General features: G+C 69.8%; 32 protein-coding genes. 19 read left to right on the top strand and 13 right to left on the bottom strand.

Translation table 11 applies throughout. From position 1 onward, the window contains the following. Positions 1–14 precede the first annotated feature (14 nt). The 7 genes from hemL (at position 15) to B9C99_RS04335 (ending at position 7,145) form a co-directional block, all read left to right on the top strand. Positions 15–1,340, top strand: a complete 1,326-nt coding sequence (hemL, locus tag B9C99_RS04305) for a glutamate-1-semialdehyde 2,1-aminomutase (RefSeq protein WP_026061881.1) — start codon at positions 15–17, stop codon at positions 1,338–1,340. A 61-nt stretch (positions 1,341–1,401) separates the two neighbouring features. Further along, positions 1,402–2,052, top strand: a complete 651-nt coding sequence (locus B9C99_RS04310; RefSeq protein ID WP_016696081.1) for a histidine phosphatase family protein — start codon at positions 1,402–1,404, stop codon at positions 2,050–2,052. After that, the gene (locus B9C99_RS04315; RefSeq protein ID WP_016696082.1) at positions 2,049–2,654 is read left to right on the top strand and encodes a TlpA disulfide reductase family protein; all 606 of its coding nucleotides are present in this window, start codon (positions 2,049–2,051) and stop codon (positions 2,652–2,654) included. The genes B9C99_RS04310 and B9C99_RS04315 overlap by 4 nt, the downstream gene beginning before the upstream one ends. Before the next feature lie 2 nt (positions 2,655–2,656). Next, a complete protein-coding gene (locus B9C99_RS04320) occupies positions 2,657–3,475 on the top strand; it encodes a cytochrome c biogenesis CcdA family protein (protein WP_016696083.1) in 819 nt (272 codons plus the stop codon). Then, complete coding sequence (locus tag B9C99_RS04325; protein WP_016696084.1) at positions 3,472–5,139, top strand: cytochrome c biogenesis protein ResB; 1,668 nt, start codon at positions 3,472–3,474, stop codon at positions 5,137–5,139. Before B9C99_RS04320 ends, B9C99_RS04325 begins: the two co-directional genes overlap by 4 nt. Further along, positions 5,139–6,128: a c-type cytochrome biogenesis protein CcsB gene (gene ccsB, locus B9C99_RS04330; RefSeq protein ID WP_088897073.1), complete on the top strand. Its 990-nt coding sequence runs from the start codon at positions 5,139–5,141 to the stop codon at positions 6,126–6,128. The genes B9C99_RS04325 and ccsB overlap by 1 nt, the downstream gene beginning before the upstream one ends. Positions 6,129–6,179: 51 nt before the next feature. Beyond that, positions 6,180–7,145: a MinD/ParA family protein gene (locus B9C99_RS04335; protein WP_088897074.1), complete on the top strand. Its 966-nt coding sequence runs from the start codon at positions 6,180–6,182 to the stop codon at positions 7,143–7,145. 25 nt (positions 7,146–7,170) lie between these two features. Here B9C99_RS04335 and B9C99_RS04340 read toward each other — a convergent pair whose 3' ends face one another. Both B9C99_RS04340 and B9C99_RS04345 read right to left on the bottom strand, forming a co-directional pair. Further along, positions 7,171–7,371: a hypothetical protein gene (locus B9C99_RS04340; RefSeq protein ID WP_026061601.1), complete on the bottom strand. Its 201-nt coding sequence runs from the start codon at positions 7,369–7,371 to the stop codon at positions 7,171–7,173. Between the two features lie 190 nt (positions 7,372–7,561). After that, entirely contained in the window at positions 7,562–7,771 is a 210-nt protein-coding gene (locus tag B9C99_RS04345; protein ID WP_006552323.1) for a BldC family transcriptional regulator, read from the bottom strand. A 208-nt stretch (positions 7,772–7,979) separates the two neighbouring features. Here B9C99_RS04345 and B9C99_RS04350 point away from each other — a divergent pair, with 208 nt between their 5' ends. The 4 genes from B9C99_RS04350 (at position 7,980) to B9C99_RS04365 (ending at position 10,317) form a co-directional block, all read left to right on the top strand. Further along, on the top strand, positions 7,980–8,363 hold the full coding sequence (locus B9C99_RS04350; protein ID WP_016694334.1) for a DUF4229 domain-containing protein: 384 nt from the start codon (positions 7,980–7,982) through the stop codon (positions 8,361–8,363). Continuing rightward, on the top strand, positions 8,360–9,457 hold the full coding sequence (locus B9C99_RS04355) for a PLP-dependent cysteine synthase family protein (protein WP_088897075.1): 1,098 nt from the start codon (positions 8,360–8,362) through the stop codon (positions 9,455–9,457). Before B9C99_RS04350 ends, B9C99_RS04355 begins: the two co-directional genes overlap by 4 nt. Positions 9,458–9,532: 75 nt before the next feature. Further along, complete coding sequence (locus tag B9C99_RS04360) at positions 9,533–9,748, top strand: helix-turn-helix domain-containing protein (RefSeq protein WP_088897076.1); 216 nt, start codon at positions 9,533–9,535, stop codon at positions 9,746–9,748. Between the two features lie 5 nt (positions 9,749–9,753). After that, positions 9,754–10,317 carry a Clp protease N-terminal domain-containing protein gene (locus B9C99_RS04365; protein ID WP_172414860.1) on the top strand — a complete coding sequence of 188 codons (564 nt, stop codon included), beginning with the start codon at positions 9,754–9,756 and terminating at the stop codon, positions 10,315–10,317. 12 nt (positions 10,318–10,329) lie between these two features. Here the strand turns inward: B9C99_RS04365 and B9C99_RS04370 are convergent, their stop codons facing one another. After that, positions 10,330–11,316: a membrane protein gene (locus B9C99_RS04370; RefSeq protein ID WP_026061599.1), complete on the bottom strand. Its 987-nt coding sequence runs from the start codon at positions 11,314–11,316 to the stop codon at positions 10,330–10,332. A 111-nt stretch (positions 11,317–11,427) separates the two neighbouring features. Between B9C99_RS04370 and B9C99_RS04375 the strand changes: the two genes are divergently transcribed. Beyond that, on the top strand, positions 11,428–11,817 hold the full coding sequence (locus B9C99_RS04375; protein WP_016694329.1) for a phage holin family protein: 390 nt from the start codon (positions 11,428–11,430) through the stop codon (positions 11,815–11,817). Positions 11,818–11,859: 42 nt separating this feature from the next. Here B9C99_RS04375 and B9C99_RS04380 read toward each other — a convergent pair whose 3' ends face one another. The 7 genes from B9C99_RS04380 to B9C99_RS04410 all read right to left on the bottom strand — a co-directional run bounded on the left by B9C99_RS04380 (position 11,860) and on the right by B9C99_RS04410 (position 16,696). Then, on the bottom strand, positions 11,860–12,729 hold the full coding sequence (locus B9C99_RS04380) for a 1,4-dihydroxy-2-naphthoate polyprenyltransferase (protein ID WP_026061597.1): 870 nt from the start codon (positions 12,727–12,729) through the stop codon (positions 11,860–11,862). A gap of 48 nt (positions 12,730–12,777) precedes the next feature. Further along, complete coding sequence (gene menE / locus B9C99_RS04385) at positions 12,778–13,923, bottom strand: o-succinylbenzoate--CoA ligase (protein ID WP_016694327.1); 1,146 nt, start codon at positions 13,921–13,923, stop codon at positions 12,778–12,780. Beyond that, complete coding sequence (locus tag B9C99_RS04390) at positions 13,920–14,219, bottom strand: DUF3349 domain-containing protein (protein ID WP_006552314.1); 300 nt, start codon at positions 14,217–14,219, stop codon at positions 13,920–13,922. Before B9C99_RS04390 ends, menE begins: the two co-directional genes overlap by 4 nt. Before the next feature lie 12 nt (positions 14,220–14,231). After that, entirely contained in the window at positions 14,232–14,492 is a 261-nt protein-coding gene (locus B9C99_RS04395) for a hypothetical protein (RefSeq protein ID WP_016694326.1), read from the bottom strand. Then, on the bottom strand, positions 14,489–15,670 hold the full coding sequence (locus B9C99_RS04400; protein ID WP_088897078.1) for an inorganic phosphate transporter: 1,182 nt from the start codon (positions 15,668–15,670) through the stop codon (positions 14,489–14,491). The genes B9C99_RS04395 and B9C99_RS04400 overlap by 4 nt, the downstream gene beginning before the upstream one ends. 193 nt (positions 15,671–15,863) lie before the next feature. Then, positions 15,864–16,247 carry a VOC family protein gene (locus tag B9C99_RS04405; protein ID WP_026061596.1) on the bottom strand — a complete coding sequence of 128 codons (384 nt, stop codon included), beginning with the start codon at positions 16,245–16,247 and terminating at the stop codon, positions 15,864–15,866. A 2-nt stretch (positions 16,248–16,249) separates the two neighbouring features. Continuing rightward, on the bottom strand, positions 16,250–16,696 hold the full coding sequence (locus tag B9C99_RS04410; RefSeq protein WP_033096352.1) for a hypothetical protein: 447 nt from the start codon (positions 16,694–16,696) through the stop codon (positions 16,250–16,252). Between the two features lie 185 nt (positions 16,697–16,881). Between B9C99_RS04410 and B9C99_RS04415 the strand changes: the two genes are divergently transcribed. Beyond that, positions 16,882–17,178 (top strand): DUF4193 domain-containing protein, encoded by a 297-nt coding sequence (locus tag B9C99_RS04415; RefSeq protein ID WP_016694322.1) that lies wholly within the window; start codon positions 16,882–16,884, stop codon positions 17,176–17,178. An 87-nt stretch (positions 17,179–17,265) separates the two neighbouring features. Here B9C99_RS04415 and B9C99_RS04420 read toward each other — a convergent pair whose 3' ends face one another. Continuing rightward, positions 17,266–18,159 (bottom strand): 1,4-dihydroxy-2-naphthoyl-CoA synthase, encoded by an 894-nt coding sequence (locus B9C99_RS04420; protein ID WP_016694321.1) that lies wholly within the window; start codon positions 18,157–18,159, stop codon positions 17,266–17,268. Between the two features lie 64 nt (positions 18,160–18,223). Here B9C99_RS04420 and B9C99_RS04425 point away from each other — a divergent pair, with 64 nt between their 5' ends. The 3 genes from B9C99_RS04425 to B9C99_RS04435 all read left to right on the top strand — a co-directional run bounded on the left by B9C99_RS04425 (position 18,224) and on the right by B9C99_RS04435 (position 20,387). Then, positions 18,224–18,856, top strand: coding sequence for a PaaI family thioesterase (locus tag B9C99_RS04425; protein ID WP_016694320.1), 633 nt, complete (start codon positions 18,224–18,226; stop codon positions 18,854–18,856). After that, positions 18,853–19,848: an o-succinylbenzoate synthase gene (locus B9C99_RS04430; protein ID WP_019291219.1), complete on the top strand. Its 996-nt coding sequence runs from the start codon at positions 18,853–18,855 to the stop codon at positions 19,846–19,848. Before B9C99_RS04425 ends, B9C99_RS04430 begins: the two co-directional genes overlap by 4 nt. A gap of 98 nt (positions 19,849–19,946) precedes the next feature. After that, entirely contained in the window at positions 19,947–20,387 is a 441-nt protein-coding gene (locus tag B9C99_RS04435) for a hypothetical protein (protein ID WP_006552306.1), read from the top strand. A 91-nt stretch (positions 20,388–20,478) separates the two neighbouring features. Here the strand turns inward: B9C99_RS04435 and B9C99_RS04440 are convergent, their stop codons facing one another. Then, a complete protein-coding gene (locus tag B9C99_RS04440; RefSeq protein ID WP_172414861.1) occupies positions 20,479–21,339 on the bottom strand; it encodes a siderophore-interacting protein in 861 nt (286 codons plus the stop codon). An 83-nt stretch (positions 21,340–21,422) separates the two neighbouring features. Beyond that, positions 21,423–22,028, bottom strand: coding sequence for a flavin reductase family protein (locus tag B9C99_RS04445; RefSeq protein WP_088897080.1), 606 nt, complete (start codon positions 22,026–22,028; stop codon positions 21,423–21,425). Positions 22,029–22,080: 52 nt separating this feature from the next. Here B9C99_RS04445 and menD point away from each other — a divergent pair, with 52 nt between their 5' ends. The 3 genes from menD (at position 22,081) to B9C99_RS04460 (ending at position 24,933) form a co-directional block, all read left to right on the top strand. Then, positions 22,081–23,700, top strand: coding sequence for a 2-succinyl-5-enolpyruvyl-6-hydroxy-3-cyclohexene-1-carboxylic-acid synthase (gene menD / locus B9C99_RS04450; protein ID WP_026061593.1), 1,620 nt, complete (start codon positions 22,081–22,083; stop codon positions 23,698–23,700). Next, on the top strand, positions 23,697–24,149 hold the full coding sequence (locus tag B9C99_RS04455; RefSeq protein WP_088897081.1) for a DUF3592 domain-containing protein: 453 nt from the start codon (positions 23,697–23,699) through the stop codon (positions 24,147–24,149). Before menD ends, B9C99_RS04455 begins: the two co-directional genes overlap by 4 nt. Positions 24,150–24,231: 82 nt before the next feature. Next, entirely contained in the window at positions 24,232–24,933 is a 702-nt protein-coding gene (locus B9C99_RS04460; RefSeq protein WP_088897082.1) for a demethylmenaquinone methyltransferase, read from the top strand. The last annotated feature ends 42 nt before the right edge of the window (positions 24,934–24,975 follow it).

Here is a 24,975-nt window from a genome sequence, read left to right on the forward strand (position 1 = left end):
GGACACTGGAAGTCGTGACTGCGACCCCCGATGCTTCGTCCACCCACGACACTCGATCCGCTGCACTCTTCCACCGGGCATCGAAGGTGACACCGGGGGGCGTCAACTCTCCGGTCCGCGCGTTCGGATCGGTCGGCGGCAATCCTCCCTTCTTCGCATCGGGATCGGGTCCGCTGCTCACCGACGTCGACGGAAAAACCTACGTCGACCTGGTGTGTTCCTGGGGTCCGATGATTCTCGGGCACGCGCATCCGGCGGTCGTCGAGGCCGTCCGATCCACCGCCGTGGCGGGTCTGTCGTTCGGTGCCCCCACCGAGGGTGAGGTCGAACTCGCCGAGGAGATCGTCGCCCGCATCGCGCCCGTCGAGCAGGTCCGGCTCGTCAACTCCGGCACCGAGGCGACGATGAGCGCTGTCCGTCTCGCGCGCGGATTCACCGGTCGGTCGAAGATCGTGAAGTTTGCGGGCTGTTATCACGGTCACGTCGATGCGCTGCTCGCCGACGCCGGTTCCGGCCTCGCCACCTTCGGTCTGCCCACCTCGCCCGGCGTCACGGGCGCCCAGGCGGGCGACACCGTCGTCGTCCCCTACAACGACCTCGCCGCCGTGCGTGCCGCCTTCGAAGCGAACCCCGGTGAGATCGCCGCGGTCATCACCGAGGCCGCCGCCGGCAACATGGGCACCGTCCCGCCGGTGCCCGGCTTCAACGAGGGCCTGCGCGAGCTCACCCGTGAGCACGGTGTGCTGCTGATCATGGACGAGGTGATGACCGGCTTCCGCGCGAGCCCGACCGGCTGGCACGGCATCGACGGCGTCTCCGGCGACCTGATGACCTTCGGCAAGGTCATGAGCGGTGGTCTGCCCGCCGCGGCCTTCGGTGGTCGCGCCGACGTCATGGCCCATCTCGCTCCGAGCGGGCCGGTCTACCAGGCCGGCACCCTGTCCGGTAATCCCGTCGCCGTCGCCGCCGGCCTCGCGAGCCTGCGTGCCGCCGACGCCGAGGTCTACGCCGCCCTGGACCGCAACGCCGAGACTCTCGGTCGTCTGCTCGAAGAGGCGCTCGCCGCCGAAGGGGTGCCGCACCACGTCCAGAACGCCGGCACGCTGTTGAGCGTCTTCTTCACCGACGAGCCGGTGACGAACTACGAGCAGGCCAAGGCTGCGCAGACCTGGCGCTTCCCGGCCTTCTTCCACGCGCTGCTCGAGCGCGGCGTCTACGCGCCCCCCAGCGCTTTCGAGACATGGTTCGTCTCGTCCGCACTCGACGACGACGCGTTCTCGCGGATCGCCGACGCGCTGCCGCATGCCGCTCGCGCGGCCGCCGCGGCGACCGCGCCGTAGCGCCGCTCTCCTGCCTGCTCACACGAACCCGCCCCTCCCACACCCCTCGAGGAACATCGACGTGACCGACGCCGCCCCGTCCGAGACCCGCACGATCGTGCACGTGCTCCGCCACGGAGAGGTCCACAACCCCTCCGGAATCCTCTACGGCCGCCTGCCCGGCTTCCGGCTGTCGGTGACCGGCGAGGCCCAGGCACGAGCGGTCGCGGCGTCGCTCGCCGACCACGACATCGCGCACGTGGTCGCGTCCCCGCTCGAACGGGCCCAGCAGACCGCCACCCCGATCGCGGAGAAGCACGGCCTGCAGATCCGCACCGACGAGAACCTCATCGAGGCGGCCAACGACTTCGAGGGCCTGAAGGTCTCGGTCGGCGACGGCGCGCTCAGCAAGCCGCGCCACTGGTGGAAGCTGCGCGATCCGTTCACTCCCTCCTGGGGCGAGCCCTACCTGCAGATCGCCCACCGCATGCTCGCCGCCGTCAACGCGGCCCGCGTGGCTGCGGCGGGACGCGAAGCGGTGTGCGTGAGCCACCAGCTCCCGGTGTGGACGCTGCGCCGCTTCCTCGAGGGCGAGCGCCTGTGGCACGACCCGCGTCGCCGCCAGTGCAGCCTCGCCTCGCTGACCTCCCTGGTCTACGAGGGCGACACCCTCGTCGACCTGGTCTACTCCGAGCCGGCCGGCGCCTCCGACCCGAACGTCCACGGCGCATGAGAAAGGTGTTCCGGGCGACGGTCGCCGCGATCTGCGGTGCCGTCCTGCTCACCTCCTGCGCCACCGGGGACGACGCCGTCGCCACCGGGGGAACGTTCGACTTCGTCTCGCCCGGCGGGCAGACCCGCATCTTCTACGATCCCCCGGCCGAACGCGGCACCCTCGGTGAGCTCACCGGCGAGGACCTCATGAACGAGGGGGAGACCATCTCTCTCGACGACTACGAGGGCCAGGTCGTCGTGCTCAATGTGTGGGGCCAGTGGTGCGCGCCCTGCCGCAGCGAGGCCGACGATCTCGAGGAGGTCTACGAGGCCACCAAGGATCTCGGCGTGCAGTTCCTCGGCATCAACGTCCGCGACAACCAGCGCGACAAGGCCCAGGACTTCGTCACCGACCAGCAGATCGGCTACCCGTCGATCTACGACCCGCCGATGCGTTCGCTGCTCGCCCTCGGACGGAACTACCCGACCTCGGTCGTGCCGACGACGGTCGTCCTCGACCGCGAGCACCGCGTGGCCGCGGTCTACCTGACCGAACTGCTCACCGAGGACCTGCAACCGGTCGTCGAGCGGGTCGCGGCGGAACCGGATTCGGAGCAGTAACAGTGATCCTTGCGTCGGGTGTCGGGGAGACCTTCCAGAACGCGGCCCTGTCGGGTCCGCTGCTGCTGGCGATGGGCGCGTGCCTGCTCGCCGGTCTCGTCTCCTTCGCGTCGCCGTGCGTCGTGCCGCTCGTTCCCGGCTATCTGTCCTATCTCGCCGGGGTGGTGGGAGCCGAGGCTCCCGCCGTCACCGCCGAGCAGGCCGGTGCCCGCACCACGACCGTCCGCAGCGACGGCCGCCTCCGGGTGGCGGGTGCCGCCGGGCTGTTCGTCCTCGGATTCACCGTGGTGTTCGTCCTCGCGACCGCCTCGGTGTTCGGGGCGATCTCCGCGCTGGCCGTCAACCGCGAACTGCTCATGCGTGTGGGCGGTGTCGTCACCATCGTGATGGGCCTGGTCTTCATCGGCCTCATCCCGGCCCTGCAGCGCGACACGCGCCCGGCGCCCCGGCGGATCTCGAACCTCGCGGGCGCCCCGCTGCTCGGCGCGGTCTTCGCGCTCGGGTGGACCCCGTGCCTCGGCCCCACCCTCGCCGGCGTCATCTCGCTGGCGGCGGGCACCGAGGGCACCACCGCGGCACGCGGGGTGACGCTGATCGTCGCCTACTGCCTCGGCCTCGGGTTGCCGTTCGTCGTGCTCGCGCTCGGCTCGGCGCGGGCGCTGCGCGGGGTGGGCTGGCTGCGCACCCACGCGCGGACCGTGCAAATCGTCGGCGGCCTGATGCTCATGGCCGTCGGCATCGCTCTCGTCACCGGCGCGTGGGACCTGTTCGTGTCCTGGGTCCGTGACTCGTTCATCTCGGAAGTGACTCTGCCCGTATGACCGCGACACACACCCCGACCCCCGCACCGCAACCGTCGCCTCCGCCGCGACAGGGCGCGCTCGGACGTGCCACGGCCTTCGTGCGGAACACCTGGCGCGGCCTGACGTCGATGCGGACCGCGCTGGTCCTGCTGTTCCTGCTCGCGCTCGCCGCGATCCCGGGCGCACTCCTGCCGCAGCGCAGCCTCAACACCCAGAAGGTCGACGAGTACATCGCGGCCCGCCCGACGCTCGGACCGATCATGGACCGGTTCGAGCTGTTCGACGTCTTCGGCAGCTTCTGGTTCACCGCCGTCTACGTGCTGCTGTTCGTCTCGCTGGTCGGCTGCATCCTGCCGCGGTGCGTCGAGCACTTCCACGCCCTGCGCACCCCGCCGGTCGCCGCGCCGCGCAACCTGCAGCGCCTACCGCACCACACGCAGACGACCGTGGCCGACAACCCCGCCGACGCCCTCGACCGGATCCAGGCAGAACTGCGCGGCTGGAAGGTCGTGCGCCGCGAGGGCGGTGCCCGCGGACGTGACGGCGAGATGACCCTGTCCGCCGAGAAGGGCTATCTGCGCGAGGCCGGCAACCTGGTCTTCCACATCTCCCTCGTCGGGCTGCTCGTCGCCGTCGCCGCCGGCAAGCTCTTCGGCTACGAGGGGCAGCGCATCCTCGTCGCGAACGGCGAGGAGTTCTGCACCACCTCGCCCGCCTCCTTCGACTCGTTCCGCGCCGGCAGCACGCTCGACGGCACCGGCCTGAACCCCATGTGCGTGCGGGTGAACACCTTCGCCGCCGACTATCTCGACAACGGCCAGGCCGAGATGTTCACCTCCGACATCGAGTACCAGTACGGCGACGACCTCGTCACGAACACCTGGCGCGACGCGCAGCTGAAGGTCAACCATCCGCTGCGGGTCGGCAGCGACCGCGTGTACCTGCAGGGTCACGGTTACGCCCCGACCTTCACCGTCACCTGGCCGAACGGCGAGACCCGCACCGAGACGATGCAGTGGGCGCCCGACGACGCGACGACCTTCCTCAGCAGCGGCGCCATGCGTTTCGACCCGCCCGGCGGCATGTACCCCGACGCCGACGAGCGCCGGAAGAATCAGATCGCGCTCGAGGGACTGTTCGCGCCGACGGCGTCCTTCCACGGCACGCTGCTCACGTCGATCTTCCCGGCGATGATGGACCCCGCCGTCGCGATCGACGTCTACAAGGGCGACTCCGGTCTCGACACCGGCAGCCCGCAGTCGCTGTTCTCGCTCAACAAGGAACTGATCAACCAGGGCCGCCTCGTGAAGCAGGACCGCGTGAACCTGCGTCCGGGGGAGAGCGTGACACTCGCCGACGGCACCGAGGTTCGGTTCGACAAGGCCACCGACTTCGTCAACCTGCAGGTCTCGCACGACCCGGCGCAGCAGTGGGTGCTCGTCGCGGCGATCGCGATGATGGCCGGTCTGCTCGTGTCGCTGCTGGTCAAACGACGCAGAGTGTGGGCGCGCGCGTACCCGAGCGGTACAGTGAACGACGGTGAACGACGAACCGTAGTAGAACTCGGTGGTCTCGCACGGACCGATCAGGCCGGATGGGGAGACGAGTTCGACCGACTGGTCGAGCGACTCCTCGGTGACGATGCACCCTCCGCCCCGGCGGCACAGGAGAAGAAGAACTGATGACACAGAACGACACCCTGGCGCGGTACAGCGACTGGGCCTTCGAATCGGCGTTCGCGGTGCTCGTGCTGGCGCTGGTATTGCTCGTCGCCGAATACGCGACCCACCGCGCCGACGTCGTGGCCGAGCGGGAACGCGAACTCGTCGCGGCAGGCCGGCGACCGGCCTCCGACACCGTCGAACGCACCGCCGGCCCGGGTCGCGTCGAGGAGGCGCCGAAGCGCGCCCTGTCGCAGCGTCTCGGCAACATGGGCCGCGCGCTGGTCGTCGTGGTCGCCGGACTGCAGGTCGCCTCGATCGTGCTCCGCGGCCTGGCCACCGAGCGCTTCCCGCTCGGCAACATGTACGAGTTCGTCGCGATGGCGTGCACCGCCGCCGTGATCTTCGGCCTGATCGTCCTGCGCAAGCCGGCCTACCGGACCATGTGGGTGTACCTGCTGGTTCCCGTCCTGATCCTCATGTTCCTCGCGGCGACCGTGCTCTACGCCGACGCCGCTCCGGTGGTTCCCGCGCTGCGCTCGTTCTGGCTGCCGATCCACGTGACGATCATCAGCGTCGGCAGCGGCATCTTCCTCGTCTCGGGTGTCGCGAGCCTGCTGTTCCTTCTGCGCATCCGTTTCCCGAAGGGTGAGGAGCGCAGCGGTGTGTTCGCGGCGCTCGCCGAGCGTCTGCCCGACGCCCAGACCCTCGACCGTCTCGCCTACCGCACCACGATCATCGGTTTCCCGCTGTTCGGTGCCGGCATCATCCTCGGTGCCATCTGGGCCGAGGCGGCCTGGGGACGCTTCTGGGGCTGGGACCCGAAGGAGACGGTCTCGTTCATCACGTGGGTCGTCTACGCCGCCTACCTGCACGCCCGTGCGACCTCCGGTTGGCGCAACACCCGCGCGGCCTGGATCAACGTCGCCGGTTTCGTCGCGATGCTGTTCAACCTGTTCATCATCAACATGGTCGTCTCGGGCCTGCACTCGTACGCCGGGCTCAACTGAGGCTGCTATCGTCGCGCCGTCGTCCGTGACAGTCGACGGGGGGAGAACGCGGTGGATGGGGCCGGCAACGGTTCGTCGGGGCTCGGCGGACACGCATTGGACGCGACGGCGCTGGACTCGTCGCTATTGGTACGCCCGGTCGCCGCGCCGCCGCGGAAGGGCTGGCGGCGGGTGGTCTACCGGGCGACCGGTGGTCGCGTCCATGTGGGGGAGAGCCCCCGGCAGCAGCGCAAGGAGGAATCGGCCGAGCGGGTGCGTGTACCGCTGCACGGCTGCCATCGGATCGCCCTGCTGAGTCTCAAGGGCGGGGTGGGCAAGACGACCACCACGGTCACGCTCGGCTCGACCTTCGCGGAGCTGCGTGGCGATCGGATCGTCGCGGTCGACGCCAATCCGGACCGCGGGACGTTGAGTCAGAAGGTGGCCGAACAGACGCCGGCCACGGTGCGCATGCTGCTGCGTGATCAGGAACTGCTCGAGACGTACGCGGACGTGCGCGCCTACACCTCGCAGAACACGCATCGTCTCGAGGTGCTCGCCTCGGACACCGATCCGGCGGTCTCGGAGGCCTTCAGCGCCGACGACTACGAGCGGACGCTGGGTCTGCTCGAGCGGTTCTACAGCATCGTGCTCACGGATTGCGGGACCGGGCTCATGCACTCGGCTATGAGCGCGATCCTCGAGAACGCCGACACACTGGTCGTCATCAGTTCCGGTTCGGTGGACGGCGCCCGCAGCGCGTCGGCCACCCTCGACTGGCTCGACGCGCACGGCTATCGCGAACTCGTCGAGCGGTCGGTGGCCGTCGTCAACGCGGTGCGGCCGAGGTCGGGCAAGGTCGATCTCGACCTCGTGGTGCGGCACTTCGAACAGCGGTGCCGCGCGGTCCACGTCCTACCCTTCGACCCCCACCTCGAAGAGGGGGCGGAGATCGATCTGGACCGGTTGCAGTCGGGTACGCGGCGCGCCCTGCTCAGACTCGCCGCGGATATCGCCGACGGGTTCGCCGCGCGGTGACAGGCTCACCGCACACGGTGAACGGTCAGTCGCCCCGTTCCTGATCGGACTCGCCGGTGCCGTCGCCACTGCGGCGGCGGTGCACCTCGCGATCGACCTTCCACAGGAAGTCGGGATCGTCGTCCGGACCCATCACGCGGGTCGGCGGACGAGATGTGGGACCGTACGCCTTCCACAGCAGGACTGCGAGTGTCACCGCACCGATGAGTGCCAACAGATAGAGCACGTTGCACCTCCTGACCGTGGCGGTGCCGGACGAGGACGTGCCCTCGCCGTGCACCTCCGGGCCGCGGCGACCGCAGACCGGTTCGTCCACATTCTAGGTGGGCGGAACCCGGTCCGGCACGTGGGTTCCGCGGGTGGTCGGCCGGGGTCCGGCAGGTGCACGCCGGAGGTGCGGATTCTGCTGTCTCGGATCAGCGCGTCGCTTCGGTCGTCAGGGAGCGGAGCAGCGCCAGGACCTCGGACTCACGGAAGCGGCGATGGCCACCGGGGGTCCGCAGCGAGCCCAATCGGCCGGCGTGGGCCCACCGGGTGACGGTCTTGGGATCCACATGGAACAGTGCTGCCACCTGGCCCGGGGTCAGCAGGGATTCCTTCGCGCCGTTGAAAGTGGGTGCGCTCATTGCGAATGTCCTCCCGGTTGTCGTGATCGTGTTGTTCGACGCGATCGAGTTGTTCGATCGGGATGTCCAAGCCCATGGTGGCACCGATACCCCTGGTTGCTCGAACGGTCTACGGTTGGTAAAGCGGAAGTAATAGACAAAACGGACGGATGTCCGACTTCCGGAAATCGTCGCGGAACTCGTCGTCCGGACGGCCGGTTAACCTGGAGTGGTGAACGACGAACGCCGGAACGAACCCTCGGATACCCCCTCCCAGCGCACTCCACACCCTCACGGCGAGGGCGCCACGGCCGCAGGCCGTCGAGCGGGGACCGGGTCCCTGATCCGGGACGTCGCGTTGTACTCCGTGGCACGGCTCGCCCTCGTCGTCGTGCTCACACTGCTCATTCTCTACGTTCCGCGGGCATTCGGGGTGGAAATCCCCCTCCTCGTCGCGGCCCTGTTCGCCGTGCTCATCGCCCTGCCCGTCTCGCTCGTGCTCTTCGCCTCGCTGCGGCGTCGCGTCAACGAGAGCATCGCCGCGGTCGACGAGCGCCGGCGTACAGAACGCGCCGACCTCGAGAAGCGCATGCGCGGCGAGAACGGGCGGTGACGGCGACCGGCGCGGTCGTCGACCGCAGCGCACCCCGGGACTGGGTCGACAACGCGGTCCGGCTCATCGAGGCCGACGCTCAGCGCAGCGCCGACACCCACCTGCTCCGCTACCCGCTCCCGGCGGACTGGCGCATCGACCTGTACCTCAAGGACGAGTCGACGCACATCACCGGCAGCCTCAAGCACCGCCTCGCGCGCTCGCTGTTCCTCTACGCCCTGTGCAACGGCTGGATCCGTGAAGGGACCCCGATCATCGAGGCGTCGTCCGGGTCCACCGCGGTCAGCGAGGCGTACTTCGCGCGACTCCTCGGCCTCGACTTCGTGGCCGTCGTACCGCGCCGCACCTCACCGGCGAAGGTCGCGCTCATCGAGGCCCAGGGCGGCCGGTGCCACTACATCGACCGCCCGCCGGAGATCTACACCGAGGCGCAGCGGCTCGCCGACGAGCTCGGCGGCTGCTTCATGGACCAGTTCACGAACGCCGAGCGGGTCACCGACTGGCGAGGCAACAACAACATCGCCGAGAGCATCTACTCGCAGATGCGTCTCGAGCGTCATCCCGTGCCGGAGTGGATCGTCGTCGGCGCTGGGACCGGCGGCACGAGCGCGACTCTCGGCCGCTACATCCGCTATCGCCGTCACCGGACGCGGCTGGCGGTCGTCGACCCCGAGAACTCGGCGTTCTTCGGTGGGTTCGAGACGGGTTCGGCCGACTACACCACCGGCATGCCCTCGCGCATCGAGGGGATCGGGCGTCCGCGCGTCGAACCGTCCTTCGTGCCCGAGGTCGTCGACCGGATGGTGCGGGTGCCCGACGCGGCGTCCATCGCCGCCATGCGGCACGCGAGTGCCGCGCTCGGACGCCGGGTGGGCGGCTCGACCGGCACGAACCTCTGGGGAGCCTTCGGTCTGATCGCCGAGATGCTCGCGGAGGGCCGTGAGGGCAGCGTCGTGACGCTGCTGTGCGACGGCGGCGAGCGCTACGCCGACACCTATTTCTCCGACGAATGGGTCGTTGCCGAGGGAATGGATCTCGCCGCACCGCTCGCGATGCTGGAGAAGTTCGCGACCACCGGTCGGTGGCCTCGGTAGATCGTCCACCTGCGCGGATCCCGCTTCTTGTCAATCTTCGTTGACGCGCTGGAGTTGTCAACCTATATTGACACCATGAGTGAAGCCACCACCCTCGCCGCTGCCGCCGCGAGCTCCGATCCCGCAGTGGGCCTGCGCGCCGTGCGTGCCCTGCGCCGGCTGCTGGAACGGCTCGAGGAGGTCCAGGTCGCGAATGCCCGGGATCGAGGTTGGTCCTGGCAGGCCATCGCCGACGAACTCGGCGTCAGCCGGCAGGCGGTCCATCAGAAGCACAACCGGAAGCGCAGGTGATCGACATGTTCGAACGATTCGCCGACAGTGCCAGATCCGTCGTCGTCGCAGCACAACAGGAAGCGATCCGGGTGCACGATCCCCGGATCGAGGCGCCACACCTGCTCATCGGTGTCGCCGTCGCCGCGGAGGAACCGCTGCGGGTCCTGCTCGCGGAAGAAGGTCTCACGGTCGACGGGCTCCGCTCCGACCGGGCCGCCCGGACCACCGACGCCCCACTCGGTGAGGAGGACGCCGCGGCACTCGAAGCGATCGGCATCGATCTCGACGAGGTCCGGAGCCGTCTCGAAGCCGCCTTCGGCAAGGGGGTGCTCGACGGGAAGAGCGCCGATCGGCGGGGCGGCGCGAACCGACTCGGTCACATCCCGTTCGACCGGGCGGCGAAGAAGTCGCTCGAACTCGCGCTGCGAGAGGCGATCGCACGCCGCGAACGTGTCATCCGTCCCGAGCACATCCTGCTCGGACTGCTGCGCAGCGACGATCCGGCGACCGTCGCCCTCGTGGAAGCGCACGTGCCGCGCGCGCAGCTCCGTCAGCGACTGAACGGCCACCTCGACGCCGCCGCCTGATCCTTCGGGCGGTTACCGGGTGGGCTGTGCGGGAGCGACGGCGAGCGGACGCCCGGCGACGAGCGGGACGACAGTCGCCGCGACGAGCAGCAGCGTGCCGACCGCGATCGTCGCGAACGGCCACCACTGACGATCCGACGCGGCCACGGCTTCCGCGGCCTGCGTGTCCGGAGCGTCCGGCGCGGTGCGCGGCAGCGCTTCGGTGGCCGACCGGACGTTGTCGGCGATCCCACCGACGACATCGGCCACCGGCCCGACGCCGTCGACGAGCTGTCCGGTGCCGTCCGTCAGGGCCCGGCCCCCGTCGTCGAGGAGGACGAGGCCGTCGCGGAGCTGACGCGAGCCGTCGGCGGCCTGCGCCATGCCCGCGACGAACTGCGCGTTCGGATCGGTGAGTTCGTAGGCGAGCTGCCGTGCGCCGTCGCGCAACTGCCCGAGCTGGTCGAGGGTGTCCGGCCCGAGGCCCTGCGTGTCGAGGGTCTCGACGAGTCCGCGCAACTGGCCGGCCGCACCCTGCGAGACCGGGTCCGCGGACGCACCGAGCGTGTCGGCGACGGCCGTGAGGCGCGCCGTGACGTCGCCCTGCATCTCCCCGAAACCGGAGAGCCGGTCGACCACCTCGTCGACGCCACCGCTCACCTGGCGGGCGCCGTCGCCGAGCATGTCGACACCGCCGTCGAGCTGCCCGAGGCCGTCGGCGAGCTGCTCGCCACCGTCGCGAGCCTGCCGGAGGCCGTCGGAGAGTTGACGGGCACCGTCGTCGAGCTGGGTGCTGCCCTCCGTCAGCTGCCCGACCCCGCCGTCGAGCACCGACAGCGGCAGTCCGGCCCGCTGCAGGTTGCTCCGCGCCTCGTCGACGCCGTCCGCCGAGGGACTCGGCTCTTCCACGACGGTCGCGACCGGCGTCTCGGGGCGGTCGAGCCAGGCGAAGACCGAACCCGTGCCCACGAGGAGCAGTCCGGTCACAGCGAGAAGCAGGGGGAGAAGACGTGAACGCACGCCGGCCGACGCTACCGTCCGTCGCTGAGAGGCCCCTGAGGGGGAGGGGCGTCCTCGGATGTGTCCGATTTGCCCGTTACGAGACCGGGTTTCGTGTGCCACAGTGGCACCATGATTTCTCTGATACTGCGGTTGATCATCAACGCGGTCGGTCTGTGGCTCGCGGTCGAGCTGGTCGACGGGATCGACTTCACCGATCCCGCGGGCACCTCCGACACGACCCGCGCGGTCATCACGCTCGTCGTCCTGGCCGCCATCTTCACCGTCGTCAACGCACTCGTGAAGCCGCTGGTGAAGCTGCTGTCGCTGCCGCTGGTGATCCTCACCCTCGGGCTGTTCCTACTCGTCGTCAACGCGCTGATGCTCATGCTCACCGCGTGGCTGAGCGGCTTCACCGAGTACGGCCTCACGATCGACGGCTTCTGGGCGGCACTGTGGGGCGGCGTGATCATCGCGATCGTCAACTTCGTCCTCGGACTGGTCGTCCCGGACCGCGACTGATCCCGCCCGTCCGCGGCAGATTCCGCCGTGCCCGCGTCCTGGTCAGCCGAAGGCCAGCGCGGGCGCGGTGGCCACCGCCCACACGAGCATCGCGACACCCGAATCGCTCAACGCCGGGATCAGCGCGAGACCGAGGGCGCCGGCCCGCACCGGCTTGTGCGCGCGGACCGCGAACGGCGCGGCGAGGAAGCCTGCGAGCGCCCACGGCGTCGCCGCGACCAGCACCAGCGACATCACGAAGGGCACCACGATCAGCACCAGGTGGAGCGTGCGGGTCCTCGGATCACCCAGCTTGACCGCCAGGGTCCGCTTACCGGTCTCCGCATCGGTCGCGATGTCGCGGAGGTTGTTCGTCACCAGCACGGCCGTCGAGATCGAGCCGACGGCGACCGCGCACGCCAGACCCACCCAGTCGACGCGACCGGCCTGCACGAACTGCGTGCCGAGCACCGCGACGAGCCCGAAGAAGACGAAGACGCCGATCTCCCCGAAGCCGCTGTAGCCGTACGGGTTCTTCCCGCCGGTGTAGTACCAAGCCCCGGCGATGCAGACCGCGCCGACGAGCACGAGCCACCAGGCGGTCGTGACGGCGAGAGCGAGTCCCGCGACGGCCGCGATGCCGAAGCACACGAACGCCGCGCGCTTGACAGCACCCGGGCTCGCCGCGCCCGAGCCCACCAGCCGCATCGGCCCGACCCGCTCGTCGTCGGTGCCGCGGATGCCGTCGGAGTAGTCGTTGGCGAAGTTCACGCCGATGATCAGTCCGAGCGCGACGACCAGTGCCAGCAGCGCCTTCCACCACACGGCCTCACCGAGCCACGCCGCAGCGCCCGTGCCTGCCAGGACGGGTGCTATCGCATTGGGGAGGGTGCGCGGACGAGCGCCTTCGAGCCATTGACCAGCCGTTGCCATGGATCGATCTTCGCACCCGGGCCCACCTGCCGCGTCGTGCGCACCCCGTCAGGAGAAGCGCGAGACGAGGGCTCGGCGATCCACCTTGCCCGGCCCACGCAGCGGCAGTGCGTCGACGACCTGCAGCTCACGCGGCGCAGCAGTGGGATCGAGCGTGGCCTCGACGTGGTCCCGGAGCTCGGCGAGCGTCGGCGTCGTGCCGGGGATGGGAACGACGACGGCCGCGACGCGCTGCCCGAGCCGGGGGTCGGGCAGACCCACCACCGCGACCTCCCGGACGGCCGGGTGCTCGACGAGCACGGCCTCGACCACCTGGGGGACCACGGTGAGCCCGCCGGTGGAGATGGCCTCGTCGAGCCGTCCCAGGATGCGCAGGACCCCGTCGTCGAGCGTGCCTGCATCGTCGGTGCGGAACCAGCCGGGTTCGGCGAAGGCGGGATGATCGGGCAGGTTCCGGTAGCCCGAGGCGAGCGTGGCGCCGCCGAGCCACACCCGCGAGTCGCCGTCGACGCGCACGTGCACCCCGTCGAGCGGCACGCCGTCGTAGACGCAGCCGCCGCAGGTCTCGCTCATGCCGTAGGTGCGGACGACCGTGATGCCAGCCGCGCGGGCGCGTTCGAGGACCGGCACGGGAGTCGCGGCCCCACCGAGCAGGATCGCGTCGAGGCGGGCGAGCGCCGCGGTGGCGTCGGGATGATCGAGGGCCTTGATCAGCTGGGTGGGAACCATCGAGCTGTACCGGCGAGGACCCGGCATGGCGTCCACCGCCGCCGGCAGATCCGCGGGATCGAAACCGGCGGACACGTCGACGACGACGGGTTCGGTTCCGGAGAGCAGGCCGCGCAGCAGCACCTGCATGCCGGCGATGTGATGGGCGGGCAGGACCAGGAGCCACGAGCCCGTCCCACCCAGCCGGGCGTGGGTGGCGTCGCCGCTCGCACGCAGCGCCTGCGCGGAGAGCAGGGCGCCCTTCGGGGTCCCGGTCGTGCCGGAGGTCGCGACCACCAGTCCCACCCCGTCCGCGACGGGTTCACCGGGGCTCAGCGCATCGGTGAGGCGGAGCGTCTCCCGCTCGTCCCCGGCAGGGACGGGGAGCAACGCCGGTCCGTCACCGTCGAGCATGTGCTGCAGGGCGGGCAGCACGGATCGGACGGCGGACCCGGCCGGGACGGGCAGGAGCTCGAGTGTGGTCACAGATCGTATTGTGTCGTGTCCCATCCGCCCGCTTCGAGTTGGCGGCGGACCCGGTCCACGTCGTCGGGCGACGGCATGTTGTTGGTGATCTTGCTGATCAGGACCGCGATGTCGATGCGGTTGATCGAGAGGTCACCGTCCTCGACCAAGGTGTCGGCGACCTGGGCGACCTCCTCGTCGGACAGGCGCCGCGCGAGCAGTGCGAACAGGGGTACGTAGTCCTGTTCCGGCACCCCTTCGGGGTAACCGGCGCGGAGCCACTCGACGATGGAAGCGAGAAACGGCGGGAGGGCCACCCGTCACTCCGATCAGAAGATGTCGATGCCGAATGTTCCGGCGAGGAAATCGGACGCCAGCAGGAGGATGCCCGCCAGGATCGCGCAGGCCACCACGGCGAAGCACAGCACCGCGGCGGTCCGGGCCGCCGGATTCGGTGTGCCGTCGCTGCCACGACCGGTGTCGAGCGCGCGGACCCCCAGCGCGAACAGGGAGGGCAGGCCGGCGCCGAGCAGCAGGCCCACGAGAACGACCTGCCACAGGGAGTCGAGGGTGTGCGTCAGCAGGTTCACGAGCGTCCTTCCCCGGTGACCGTTTCGGAGGCACCCGGCGCCGGGGCGAGCTTGTCGTCCCAGTCGGCGGTGACGTTGGAGGCGTCGACGGGCTGCCGGCGCGAGCGCAGCCACATGAACACGGCCAGGGCGCACAGGATCGCGAACACGACGAGCACGCCGGGCATGCCGCCGATGAGCTGGGCGAGCCCCCAGCAGATCGCTCCGACGACCGCGGCGCACGGCAGGGTGATGACCCACGCGACGACCATCCGTCGCGCCACCGACCAGCGCACCTCCGCGCCCTTGGTGCCCAGACCCGTACCGAGGATCGAGCCCGTGGCGACGTGCGTGGTCGACAGCGGCAGACCGAAATGGCTCGAGGTGAGGATGATGGCGGCCGACGACGACTCGGCGGCCAGGCCCTGCGGCGGGGCGATCTCGACGAGACCCTTGCCCAGCGTGCGGATGATGCGCCAGCCACCGAGATAGGTGCCGAGGGCGATCGCGACGGCGCAGGCGACCTTCACCCAGAACGGCATCTCCGTGTCGGCGGTGATGGTGCCGTGGGCGACGAGGGCCAGGAAGATCACACCCATCGTCTTCTGCGCGTCGTTGGTGCCGTGCGCGAGGGACATCAGGGACGCCGTGCCGATCTGTCCCAGCCGGAAGCCGCGGTCGCGGTGTTCGTTGGAGACGGAGCGGGTCAGGCGGTGCATCGACCAGATGCCCACCGTGGACACCAGCGCCGCGATGACGGGCGCGAGCACGGCGGGGATCAGGACCTTGCCCAGCACTCCGTCCCACACCACGCCCTGGACACCGATCGACGCCAGTGCAGCGCCGACGAGACCGCCGAACAGGGCGTGCGACGAGCTGGACGGCAGGCCGAACAGCCAGGTCGAGATGTTCCAGAGGATCGCTCCGACCAGACCGGCGAAGACGATGAGCAACAGATCGGTACCGCCGACGGTGTCGAGGTCGACGACACCCTTCGCGACGGTCGCGGCGACTTCCACGGACAGGAAGGCGCCGACGAGGTTGAGGGTCGCGGACAAAGTGACCGCGGTTTTGGGTTTGAGGGCGCCGGTGGCGATGGATGTCGCCATGGCATTGCCGGTGTCGTGGAAGCCGTTGGTGAAATCGAATGCGAGGGCAGTGACGACCACCACCAGGAGCACGACGAACTCTGCGGTCACGTCTGTCGATTGTGGGGTAGCGGGCACGTGAATGTACAGCGACGGGGGTGTGAATTCTGCGTCTCGCCGTCACGCCCGACCGGTTCTTTCGGACTCCGACCATGAGCGGAGTGCAGAGCAGACCGCGCGGCTTGTGTGCAAGATCACCGGCGCCGCGCGACTGCCTCCGGCCGTGCCCGGGTACCTCCGTTCGTCAGCGGAGGTCGCGGCGCAACGGATGGTCCTCGGGGATCTGCACCAGGACGATCGGAATCCCGTCGGGATCGGCGATCCACAGCTCGTGCAGTCCCCACGGCTCCTGCTTCGCACCCCGGACGATGCGTACACCCTTCAGTGCCAGCTCGGCCTCGGCGTCGTAGACGTCGCGCACCTGGAGCCACAGGGCGCCGTGGAACACCTCGTCGCTGTCGTCGGACCGGCCGTGGGCGGCGATCTCGATGAGCGACTGCCCCGCGAAGAAGACGGTTCCGCCGGGATACTCGCGGGCGATCGCCAGTCCCAGCGTCGAGCCGTAGAACTCGAGAGCGGCCTCCTGATCGCGCGGCCGGAGGATGGTGCGGCTGCTGAGGATCTCCACCGTCACTGCTCCTCGGCCGGGCGGGCCTCGTGATGGCGGCGGCCGTGTGTGCGCCGCGATTCCTTCATCTCAGCTTCGAACAGATGGCGCCGGCCCTGCACGAGTTCGTCACGCACCTCCTTCTCGAAGGTGCGGAAGTCCGACCAGTAGCCGTCGTCGAACTCCTCGACGAGCTGGAAGGTCCAGCGGCCCTCGGCGATGTTGCGTCCGATGATCTCGGTGCCGAGACGCTCGGCGATCTCGTCGTGCCCGGCCTCGCGGAACAACTCCTCGGCGTCGCCGGTGAGCAGATCGGCGCGGCCCATCAGCTGGTGGAAGGCATAGAGATGGCCCCGCGCCTGCTCGACGGTCTCGAGGGCCTCGGACAGTTTGCCGGTCGCTTTCACGGTGGCGTCGGAGACGCCTTCCGGGCGGGTGTGGGCGGTTCGCGGACTCTGGCGATCGGTCATGTCCCACAGTGTGCCCGAGAGCACACAGTTCGAACGTAACTGGACATATGTGTTTGACGAAGCTTCGGGTGGGACATTACTGACGGCAACGGTGCCCATGACAGCGCCGGCCTGCCACAGCGGGTCCGACGCAGCCGTAACCCGCGACTGCGCGGCACCGCCGACAACGAGTGAGGAGAACTGCCATGGCGACCGACTACGACGCTCCCCGCACCACCGACATCCTGGGCGGCGGTGGCACTGCCCTGGACGAGCTGGACATCAAGCCCACCGCGGCCGCCGACACCGACGAGGGCGAGATCCTCGAGACCCTCGACCTGCCCGGCGCCGACCTCTCGGCACTGTCGGCGGAGGAGCTCTCGGTCCAGGTCCTGCCGAAGCAGTCGGACGAGTTCACCTGCATGGGCTGCTTCCTCGTCCAGCACCACAGCCGTCGCGCGACGGGCGACGGCGAGCAGGCCTTCTGCCGCGACTGCGTCTGACCTTCCGTCCGACGACCCCTCCTTACGCGGCGAACCGGGCCTTGCACCTGCTGTAGCAGGGGCGAAGCCCGGTTCGTCGCGTCAGGATCAGTAGTAGTGGGGGTACGGCGACCAGTCGGGATCGCGCTTCTCCAGGAAGGCGTCGCGACCCTCGATCGCTTCGTCGGTCATGTAGGCCAGGCGCGTGGCCTCGCCCGCGAACAACTGCTGGCCGACGAGTCCGTCGTCCTGCAGATTGAAGGCGTACTTGAGCATGCGCTGCGCCTGCGGCGACTTGCCGTTGATCTTCTGCGCCCACTCCAGCGCGACGTTCTCGAGCTCGTCGTGGTCGACGACCTTGTTGACCGCACCCATGTGGTGCATCTCCTCGGCCGTGTAGGTGTCGCCGAGGAAGAAGATCTCCCGCGCGAACTTCTGGCCGACCATCTTGGCGAGGTAGGCGCTGCCGTAGCCACCGTCGAAGCTGCCCACGTCGGCGTCGGTCTGCTTGAAGCGGGCGTGCTCGCGGGAGGCGAGCGTCAGGTCGCACGTGACGTGCAGGCTGTGCCCGCCACCGGCGGCCCAGCCGTTGACCAGAGCGATGACGACCTTCGGCATGAACCGGATCAGCCGCTGGACCTCGAGGATGTGCAGTCGGCCGGCGCGGGCCTTGTCGACGGTGTCGGCCGTCTCGCCGCTCGCGTACTGGTAGCCGCTGCGGCCCCGGATCCGCTGGTCGCCGCCGGAGCAGAACGCCCATCCGCCGTCCTTCGGGCTCGGGCCGTTGCCCGTGAGCAGCACGACGCCGACGTCGGAGGTGGTCCGCGCGTGGTCGAGCACGCGGTAGAGCTCGTCGACGGTGTGCGGACGGAAGGCGTTGCGCACCTCGGGACGGTCGAACGCGACGCGGACCGTGCCCTGCGTGACGTGTCGGTGATAGGTGATGTCGGTGAGGTTCTCGAACCCGGGTACCGGGCGCCACAATTCTGGATCGAAGGTCACCTCGTCACCATAAAGGGCCGGGCATCGCGACGACGTGCGCCGCCGCCCGATAACGTGCACAACCATGAGCGAGCAGACCGATCCCCGCGACGACTACGAACACCACGGTGGATTCCCGGTCTACGAACCGGTGAAGGCGGGGCCGAACTACGGACGCTTCGTCGAGACCTTCCGGCGTCTGCAGGATCTGATGGTCTCCACGAACCCACCGGACGAGGTCGTCGACCGCGCGATCGAGCAGACCGAGGCCCTGGTCGATCTGCTCGCCGAGCACGCCGTGCCCGAGGGCCGCTCGCCCGCCGGCTTCAACGTGGACCTGCCCGGACGCGGCAGTGCGCTGCTGCTGCCGTGGACGATCGAGAAGTACGGACCGGACGGTGTCCGTGAACGCGGCGTCTTCCGCCGCTACCACCTCGGAGGCAACGGGGCCGCGCACGGCGGCACGTTGCCGCTGCTGTTCGACGACCTGTTCGGCATGGTCATCCACGCCAACGGCCGGCCGATCGCCCGCACCGCCTATCTCCACGTCAACTACCGCAGGATCACCCCGATCGAGACCGAACTCGTCGTCGACGGCTGGGTCGACCGCGTGGACGGTCGCAAGGCCTTCTGCAAGGCCGAACTGCGCGATGTCGACGGCAACCTCCTCGCCGACTGCGAGGCGCTGATGGTCCAGTTGCTGCCGGGCCAGCCGTGACCTCCCTACCCCTCCCGTCCGCGGACGAGCTGCTCGACGGGGCGGTCGTCGTCTCGATGCCCATGCGCGTCCGGTTCCGCGGCATCACCGAACGCGAGGTGCTGCTGCTGCGCGGACCCGCCGGGTGGGGCGAGTTCGGGCCGTTCCCCGAATACGGTGACGACGAGGCGGCGCACTGGTTGCAGTCGGCGATCGAATCCGCCTGGCAGGGCCATCCGGCTCCGCGCCGCTCCCGGATCGCTGTCAACGCGACCGTGCCCGCCATCGGCCCGGAGCGCGTCCCCGAGGTGCTCGCCCGGTTCCCCGGCGCGCGCACCGCGAAGGTGAAGGTCGCCGAGCCGGGCCAGGATCTCGCGCAGGATGTCGCTCGTGTCCGGGCCGTGCGCGAGCACGTGCCCAACGTCCGGATCGACGCGAACGGCGGCTGGAGCGTGGACGAGGCTGTCCGTGCGCTCACGGCACTCACCGCCGACGGTCCGCTCGAATACGCCGAGCAGCCGTGCGCGACCGTCCCCGAACTCGTCGAGGTGCGCCGGCGACTGCCCGGGGTGCGCATCGCGGCGGACGAGAGCATCCGCCGCGCCGAGGATCCCCTGCGGGTCGTGCGGGCCGGGGGAGCGGATGTCGCCATCGTGAAGGTCGCGCCGCTCGGCGGGGTCCGACGCCTCGTCGCGCTCGCCGACGAACTCGCCGGACACGGCGTCGAGGTGGTCGTCTCGAGCGCTCTCGACTCGGCGGTGGGAATCGCCACCGGTCTCGCGGCGGCCGCTGCCCTGCCCGACCTCCCGTACGCCTGCGGGCTGGGCACGGGTGGCTTCTTCGAAGCCGACGTCGCGCCGGCTCTGCACATGTCCGACGGAGCGCTCGACGTCGTCGCGGTCGAGCCCGAACCCGAGCGGCTCGATGCGCTGCGGGCCGATCCCGATCGAGTCGAGTGGTGGTGCGAACGGGTGCGTCGGTGCCGTACGGTGCTCGCCGGACGCGGACTGTGACGACCTCGCCGGACGCGGACTGTGACGGCACGGAATCGTCGTATATCGTTCCCCGCGTCCCAACGGTCACAAGTGTCACATCTACGGAGGCAGTGAAAGTGGTTGCAGCTCTGGGCGATGCCCTCCTCGGCGCCGACAAGTTCCCGGCGGTCAAGGCAGACGTCGAAGCCCTGATCGATGCTGAGGTGTCGGACAAGAAGGGTGCGTCCGGTCTCGCCCTCAAGGGTGGCTACGCAGCAGTGAAGAAGGTCGGCCCGGGCATCGTGCCGGGTGCCGTCGAAGGTCTGCTGCCCGAATTCGTCGAGAAGCTCCAGCCGTTCTGGGTGGAGTACGCAGGCAACGGTTCGTTCGCGGACTTCCTGGTCGCCCGCGGCGAGGTCGTCGCCGACGCTCTTCTCGGGGTGACCGACGAGCGCATCGCCGGCACGTCGAAGTCCGGTGTCAAGAAGGTCTACGACTCGCTGCGCCCCTCGGCCAAGAAGCACGTCGTCGAGGCCCTGCCGCGCCTGGGTGATCTCATCCAGAAGCACGCCGGCTGAGCCGACACCAGCGACATCCGGACGTCGCGGTCCCGAACCGGTTCGCCGGTCGGTACCGCGACGTTCGTCGTTCCGGGGAAGATTCGGACCGTCAGTAGACGGGCTCGCCGTACTTCCAATATCCGATGAAGGTCACCGCCGAGCGGTCCCAGCCGCACTCGCGCACGAGATGACGGCGCACACCGGTCGCGAGCGATGACTCGCCCGCGACGAACGCGTGGGCGGAATCCGACGACGGGGTCGCCTCCCGCACGGCGTCGGCGACGAGACTGCCCGGTACCGCCTCGGCATCGGTCCTGATCACCGGATGAACCCGCACGTTCTTTCCCGTCGGCAGGTTCTGGGCGGTGAGGTCGTCGGGGTGCGGAACCTCGACGAAGACCTCGACGGACGCGAGCGGATCGAGGGCGAGGATCGAGTCGAGGATGCCGGCCACGGCGGGCACGGCGCTCTCGTCACCGACGAGCAGCCACGACCGCGCCTCGTCGAGAGGGAGGTTGCTGATGCCCTCGTCGAGGATGCCGATCTCGTCGCCGGGCTGTGCCCGCTCCGCCCATGCCGAGGCCGGGCCCAGATCGCCGTGCGACGCGAAATCGATCTCGATCTCGGAGGTCGGGCCGAACAGCCCGGTTCCCGCAGGTCGCACGCGGCGGAACGTGTAGTTCCGCAGCACGGGCCGCCGCTCCTCGGGTAGCTCCTGGTATTCGGGCCACCAACGATCGTCCGTCGCCCCGGGGAGGGTGAGTTCCTGCTGCCCCGGAGTGGGGAAGAACATGCGGAACCAATGGTCGAAGCCCATCGGTGCGATGGAGTCGACATCGTCACCGCTCACGGTGATGCGCACGAAGGTCGGGCTGATGCGTTCGGCGGCGAGTACCTGCGCGCGCACCATCCGCCGCGACCCGGGCTTGAGATAGGGATTGCGCCGTGCGGTTCCGGTGCTCTTCGCCATGCGGCCCTCCGAGGTTGCTCGGATGCCACCACTGACGACGTGCAGCATCCCGACGATCGTTCAGCGGAGCCTAACCTGTGTTCTCACCCGGGAGTGCCGGGCCGCTCCAGTCTCCGCACCGCGGGCGTCAGGCCCCATTCCGTCCGCCCCAACCGGCTCACCGCGCCGAGCGCCGCGAAATCCGGGGCACCGTCCTCCGCCAGCACCTCGGGGTCGACCGTCACCGCGAGGACGTCGCCCATCACGACGAACGAGTCGCCGATCTCGATCACTCGATGCAGCCGGCACTCGATCGAGGCGGGTGCCTCCGCGACCCGCGGGGGCCGCACCCGCTCGCTCGGCTCGGCGTGCAGACCCACCTCCGTGAACTCGTCGATGTCGTGCGGGAACGCCGCCGACGAGGCGTTGACCTTCTCCATCAACGGCACGGTCGCGATGTTGATCACGAACTCGCCCGTCAGCTCGATGTTCCGCAGGCTGTCCTTGCGGCCCACGGACGTGAATTGCACGACCGGCGGGGCCGTACTCGCCACTGTGAAGAAGCTGTACGGAGCGAGATTGAACACACCGTCCTCGGCCTCGGTCGACACCCACGCGATCGGTCTCGGCACGATTGTCGCGGTGAGAAGGCGGTAGAAGCGGCCGGGACTCGACTCGGCAGGATCGAAGACTGTGCGCACGGCCTCCATTCTGACCGCACCTGGACCCGGCCACACTTCCGGCGCAATTACCCTGGACTCCGTGAATCCGTCCACTGCCCAGGCCACCGCTGTCGTCGACGAACTCGCCCGGGGCGGTGTTCGGGACGTCGTGCTGTGCCCGGGCTCGCGCAACGCGCCGCTCGCCTTCGCGCTCCAGGCCGCCGACAACGCAGGACGTCTGCGCCTGCACATGCGTATCGACGAGCGCACCGCCGGATTCCTCGCGATCGGCCTGGCCCTCGCCTCGGGTCGCCCCGTCCCGGTCGTCATGACCTCCGGGACCGCCGTGGCCAACCTCGCGCCGGCCGTGCTCGAGGCGAACTACGCCCGCGTCCCGTTGGTCGTGCTCAGCGCCAATCGCCCCTACGAACTGCTCGGATCCGGCGCGAACCAGACCGTCGAACAGCTCGGAATGTTCGGCACCCAGGTACGCGCGACCATCAGCCTCGGACTCGCCGAAGGCACCGAACAGAACAGCCAGTGGCGTTCGGCGGTCTCCCGAGTGCTCGCCGCCGCCCGCGGAACCCGCTCCGGCAACGCCGGCCCGGTCCACTTCGACATCCCGCTGCGCGAACCGCTCGTGCCCGAGCTCGACGCGAAGGGACCGGTGCCCGAGGGGCGTCCCGACGGCAAGGCCTGGACCACCACAGTGAACGCCACCCTCGACGTCCCGCTCGAGATCGACCTGACCCCCGACACGATCGTCGTCTCCGGTCACGGTTCCGCCCACCGCCCCGAGCTCTCCGGGCTGCCGACCGTCGCCGAACCCACCGCACCGCTGCACGGCATCCCGGTGCATCCGATGGCGCTGCCGCACCTGAAGCCGCGCCAGGCGATCATCACCGGCCGGCCCACGCTGCATCGGCCGGTGTCGAACCTGCTCGCCGACCCCGCCGTCACCGTCTACGCGCTGACCACCGGCCCGCGCTGGCCCGACGTCTCGGGCAACGTCATCGCGACCGGCACCCGCGCCGTGGTGTCGGGAGCACCCGACGAGGCGTGGCTCGAACGATGCCGCCAGCTGTCGGCGCACACCGACAAGGCCGTGCGCGCCCAGCTCGACGGGCATCCGAAGGCCACCGGACTGCACGTCGCCGCGGTGGTGACGGATTCACTGAAGCCCGGCGACCAGCTGCTGCTCGGGGCGTCGAACCCGGTGCGCGACGCGGCGCTCGTGAGCTACCCGAAGCCGGACGTGAAGGTGCTGTCCAACCGCGGTGTCGCCGGGATCGACGGCACGGTCTCCACCGCCGTCGGTGCCGCACTCGCCTACGAGCAGGGACGGACCGTCGCGCTGCTCGGCGACCTGACCTTCCTGCACGACGCGTCGGGCCTGCTCATCGGACCGTCGGAGCCGCGTCCGCAGAACCTCACCATCGTCGTCGCGAACGACGACGGCGGCGGAATCTTCGAACTGCTCGAACAGGGCGACCCGCAGTACGCAGGTGTCTTCGAGCGTGTCTTCGGCACGCCGCACGGCATGGACCTGGCGGCACTGTGCGCGGCCTACCGCGTCCCGCACGAGCGGGTGGATCTGCAGGGCCTCGCGCTGGCGCTCGCGGACGACACGGTGCCGCCCGCAGGCATCCGTGTGGTCGAGGTCACCACAGACCGGGCCGGGTTGCGCGAACTGCACGCGGCGGTGCGGGCGCAGCTGTGAGCGGACCCGAGCGTGCGCGGCGCGCGGTTCTCATCGTCGCGGCGGCGATCTCCGCCCTCGCGGTCGTCCTGTTCCTCGGCGCCCTCCGCAACGACCTCACCATCCGCTCCGACACGGGTACGGCCGTCGCCGAGGTGCTCTCGGCCGGATCCCTCCGGTCCGCGGTGAGTTTCGTCACTCCCGACGGCGTGACACACAATCCCGAGCTGGGTGTTCTGTATCCGACAGGGCTGACCACCGGGCAGCGGATCGCCGTCGAATACGCCCGGAGTGATCCCGATCTCGTTCGCGTGACCGGACGGGACGCTCGCGTCGCACTGATCCCCACCGGATCGGTGATTGTCGTCACATGGCTGATCGCCATGCCCGTGTCGATCTGGCTCAGGCGGAAGAGGAACGCGGCTGCCGCAGCCCCCTCCGACGAGAAGGGTCGGCAACTTCGGGTGTGACGAACGCAACGTCCGTCGCGACGTCGCTCCCGGGACGGCACGACGGCCGGGACGGCGCAGGGGAGCGGGTAACGTTTCGGCCGTGGCAACAACTCACGGATCACGCGCGTCGCTCGACAAGGACCCGCGTGAGGTCGCGTCCATGTTCGACGGGGTCGCTGCACGCTACGACCTGACCAACACCGTCCTGTCGTTCGGGCAGGACCGCGGGTGGCGTCGCGCGACCCGTGCCGCCCTCGACCTGAAGCCCGGCGAGCGCGTGCTCGACCTGGCCGCTGGCACCGGGGTCTCCACCGTCGAACTCGGACGGTCCGGCGCATGGGTCGTCGCCACCGACTTCTCCACGGGCATGCTGCACGCCGGTGAGTTCCGCAACGTCCCGATGGTCGCGGGCGACGCGATGCGACTGCCGTTCGCCGACGCCGTCTTCGACGCCGCGACCATCTCCTTCGGCCTGCGCAACGTCGCCGACCCGGACGAGGGACTGCGCGAGATCGCCCGCGTGGTCAAGCCGGGTGGACGCCTCGTGGTGTGCGAGTTCTCCACGCCCGTGCGCGAACCGCTGCGCACCGTCTACATGGAGTACCTGATGCGGACGCTGCCGCGGGTCGCGCGGGCGGTCAGCAGCAATCCCGACGCCTACGTCTACCTCGCCGAATCGATCCGGGCCTGGCCCGATCAGGAACAGCTCGCCCGGCGCATCGAGGCCGCGGGCTGGAGCGACGTGAAGTGGCGCAATCTCACCGGGGGCATCACCGCCCTGCACCGCGCGGTACGCACGTAGCCGCGCGCATCGGTGCAGCGCGGTACGCAAGTAGCCGCGCGG

Source organism: Rhodococcus sp. BUPNP1 (genome assembly GCF_002215235.1).
In the GTDB taxonomy this organism is placed as follows: domain Bacteria; phylum Actinomycetota; class Actinomycetes; order Mycobacteriales; family Mycobacteriaceae; genus Rhodococcus.

Bases quoted from the DNA above. Each gene is read 5' to 3' on its own strand.
- B9C99_RS04315 (WP_016696082.1), top strand. From the start codon at position 2,049: ATGAGAAAGGTGTTCCGGGCGACGGTCGCCGCGATCTGCGGTGCCGTC.
- B9C99_RS04325 (WP_016696084.1), top strand. From the start codon at position 3,472: ATGACCGCGACACACACCCCGACCCCCGCACCGCAACCGTCGCCTCCG.
- ccsB (WP_088897073.1), top strand. From the start codon at position 5,139: ATGACACAGAACGACACCCTGGCGCGGTACAGCGACTGGGCCTTCGAA.
- B9C99_RS04345 (WP_006552323.1), bottom strand. From the start codon at position 7,771: ATGAGCGCACCCACTTTCAACGGCGCGAAGGAATCCCTGCTGACCCCG.
- B9C99_RS04360 (WP_088897076.1), top strand. From the start codon at position 9,533: ATGAGTGAAGCCACCACCCTCGCCGCTGCCGCCGCGAGCTCCGATCCC.
- B9C99_RS04365 (WP_172414860.1), top strand. From the start codon at position 9,754: ATGTTCGAACGATTCGCCGACAGTGCCAGATCCGTCGTCGTCGCAGCA.
- B9C99_RS04375 (WP_016694329.1), top strand. From the start codon at position 11,428: ATGATTTCTCTGATACTGCGGTTGATCATCAACGCGGTCGGTCTGTGG.
- B9C99_RS04380 (WP_026061597.1), bottom strand. From the start codon at position 12,729: ATGGCAACGGCTGGTCAATGGCTCGAAGGCGCTCGTCCGCGCACCCTC.
- B9C99_RS04410 (WP_033096352.1), bottom strand. From the start codon at position 16,696: ATGACCGATCGCCAGAGTCCGCGAACCGCCCACACCCGCCCGGAAGGC.
- B9C99_RS04415 (WP_016694322.1), top strand. From the start codon at position 16,882: ATGGCGACCGACTACGACGCTCCCCGCACCACCGACATCCTGGGCGGC.
- B9C99_RS04425 (WP_016694320.1), top strand. From the start codon at position 18,224: ATGAGCGAGCAGACCGATCCCCGCGACGACTACGAACACCACGGTGGA.
- B9C99_RS04440 (WP_172414861.1), bottom strand. From the start codon at position 21,339: ATGGCGAAGAGCACCGGAACCGCACGGCGCAATCCCTATCTCAAGCCC.
- B9C99_RS04445 (WP_088897080.1), bottom strand. From the start codon at position 22,028: ATGGAGGCCGTGCGCACAGTCTTCGATCCTGCCGAGTCGAGTCCCGGC.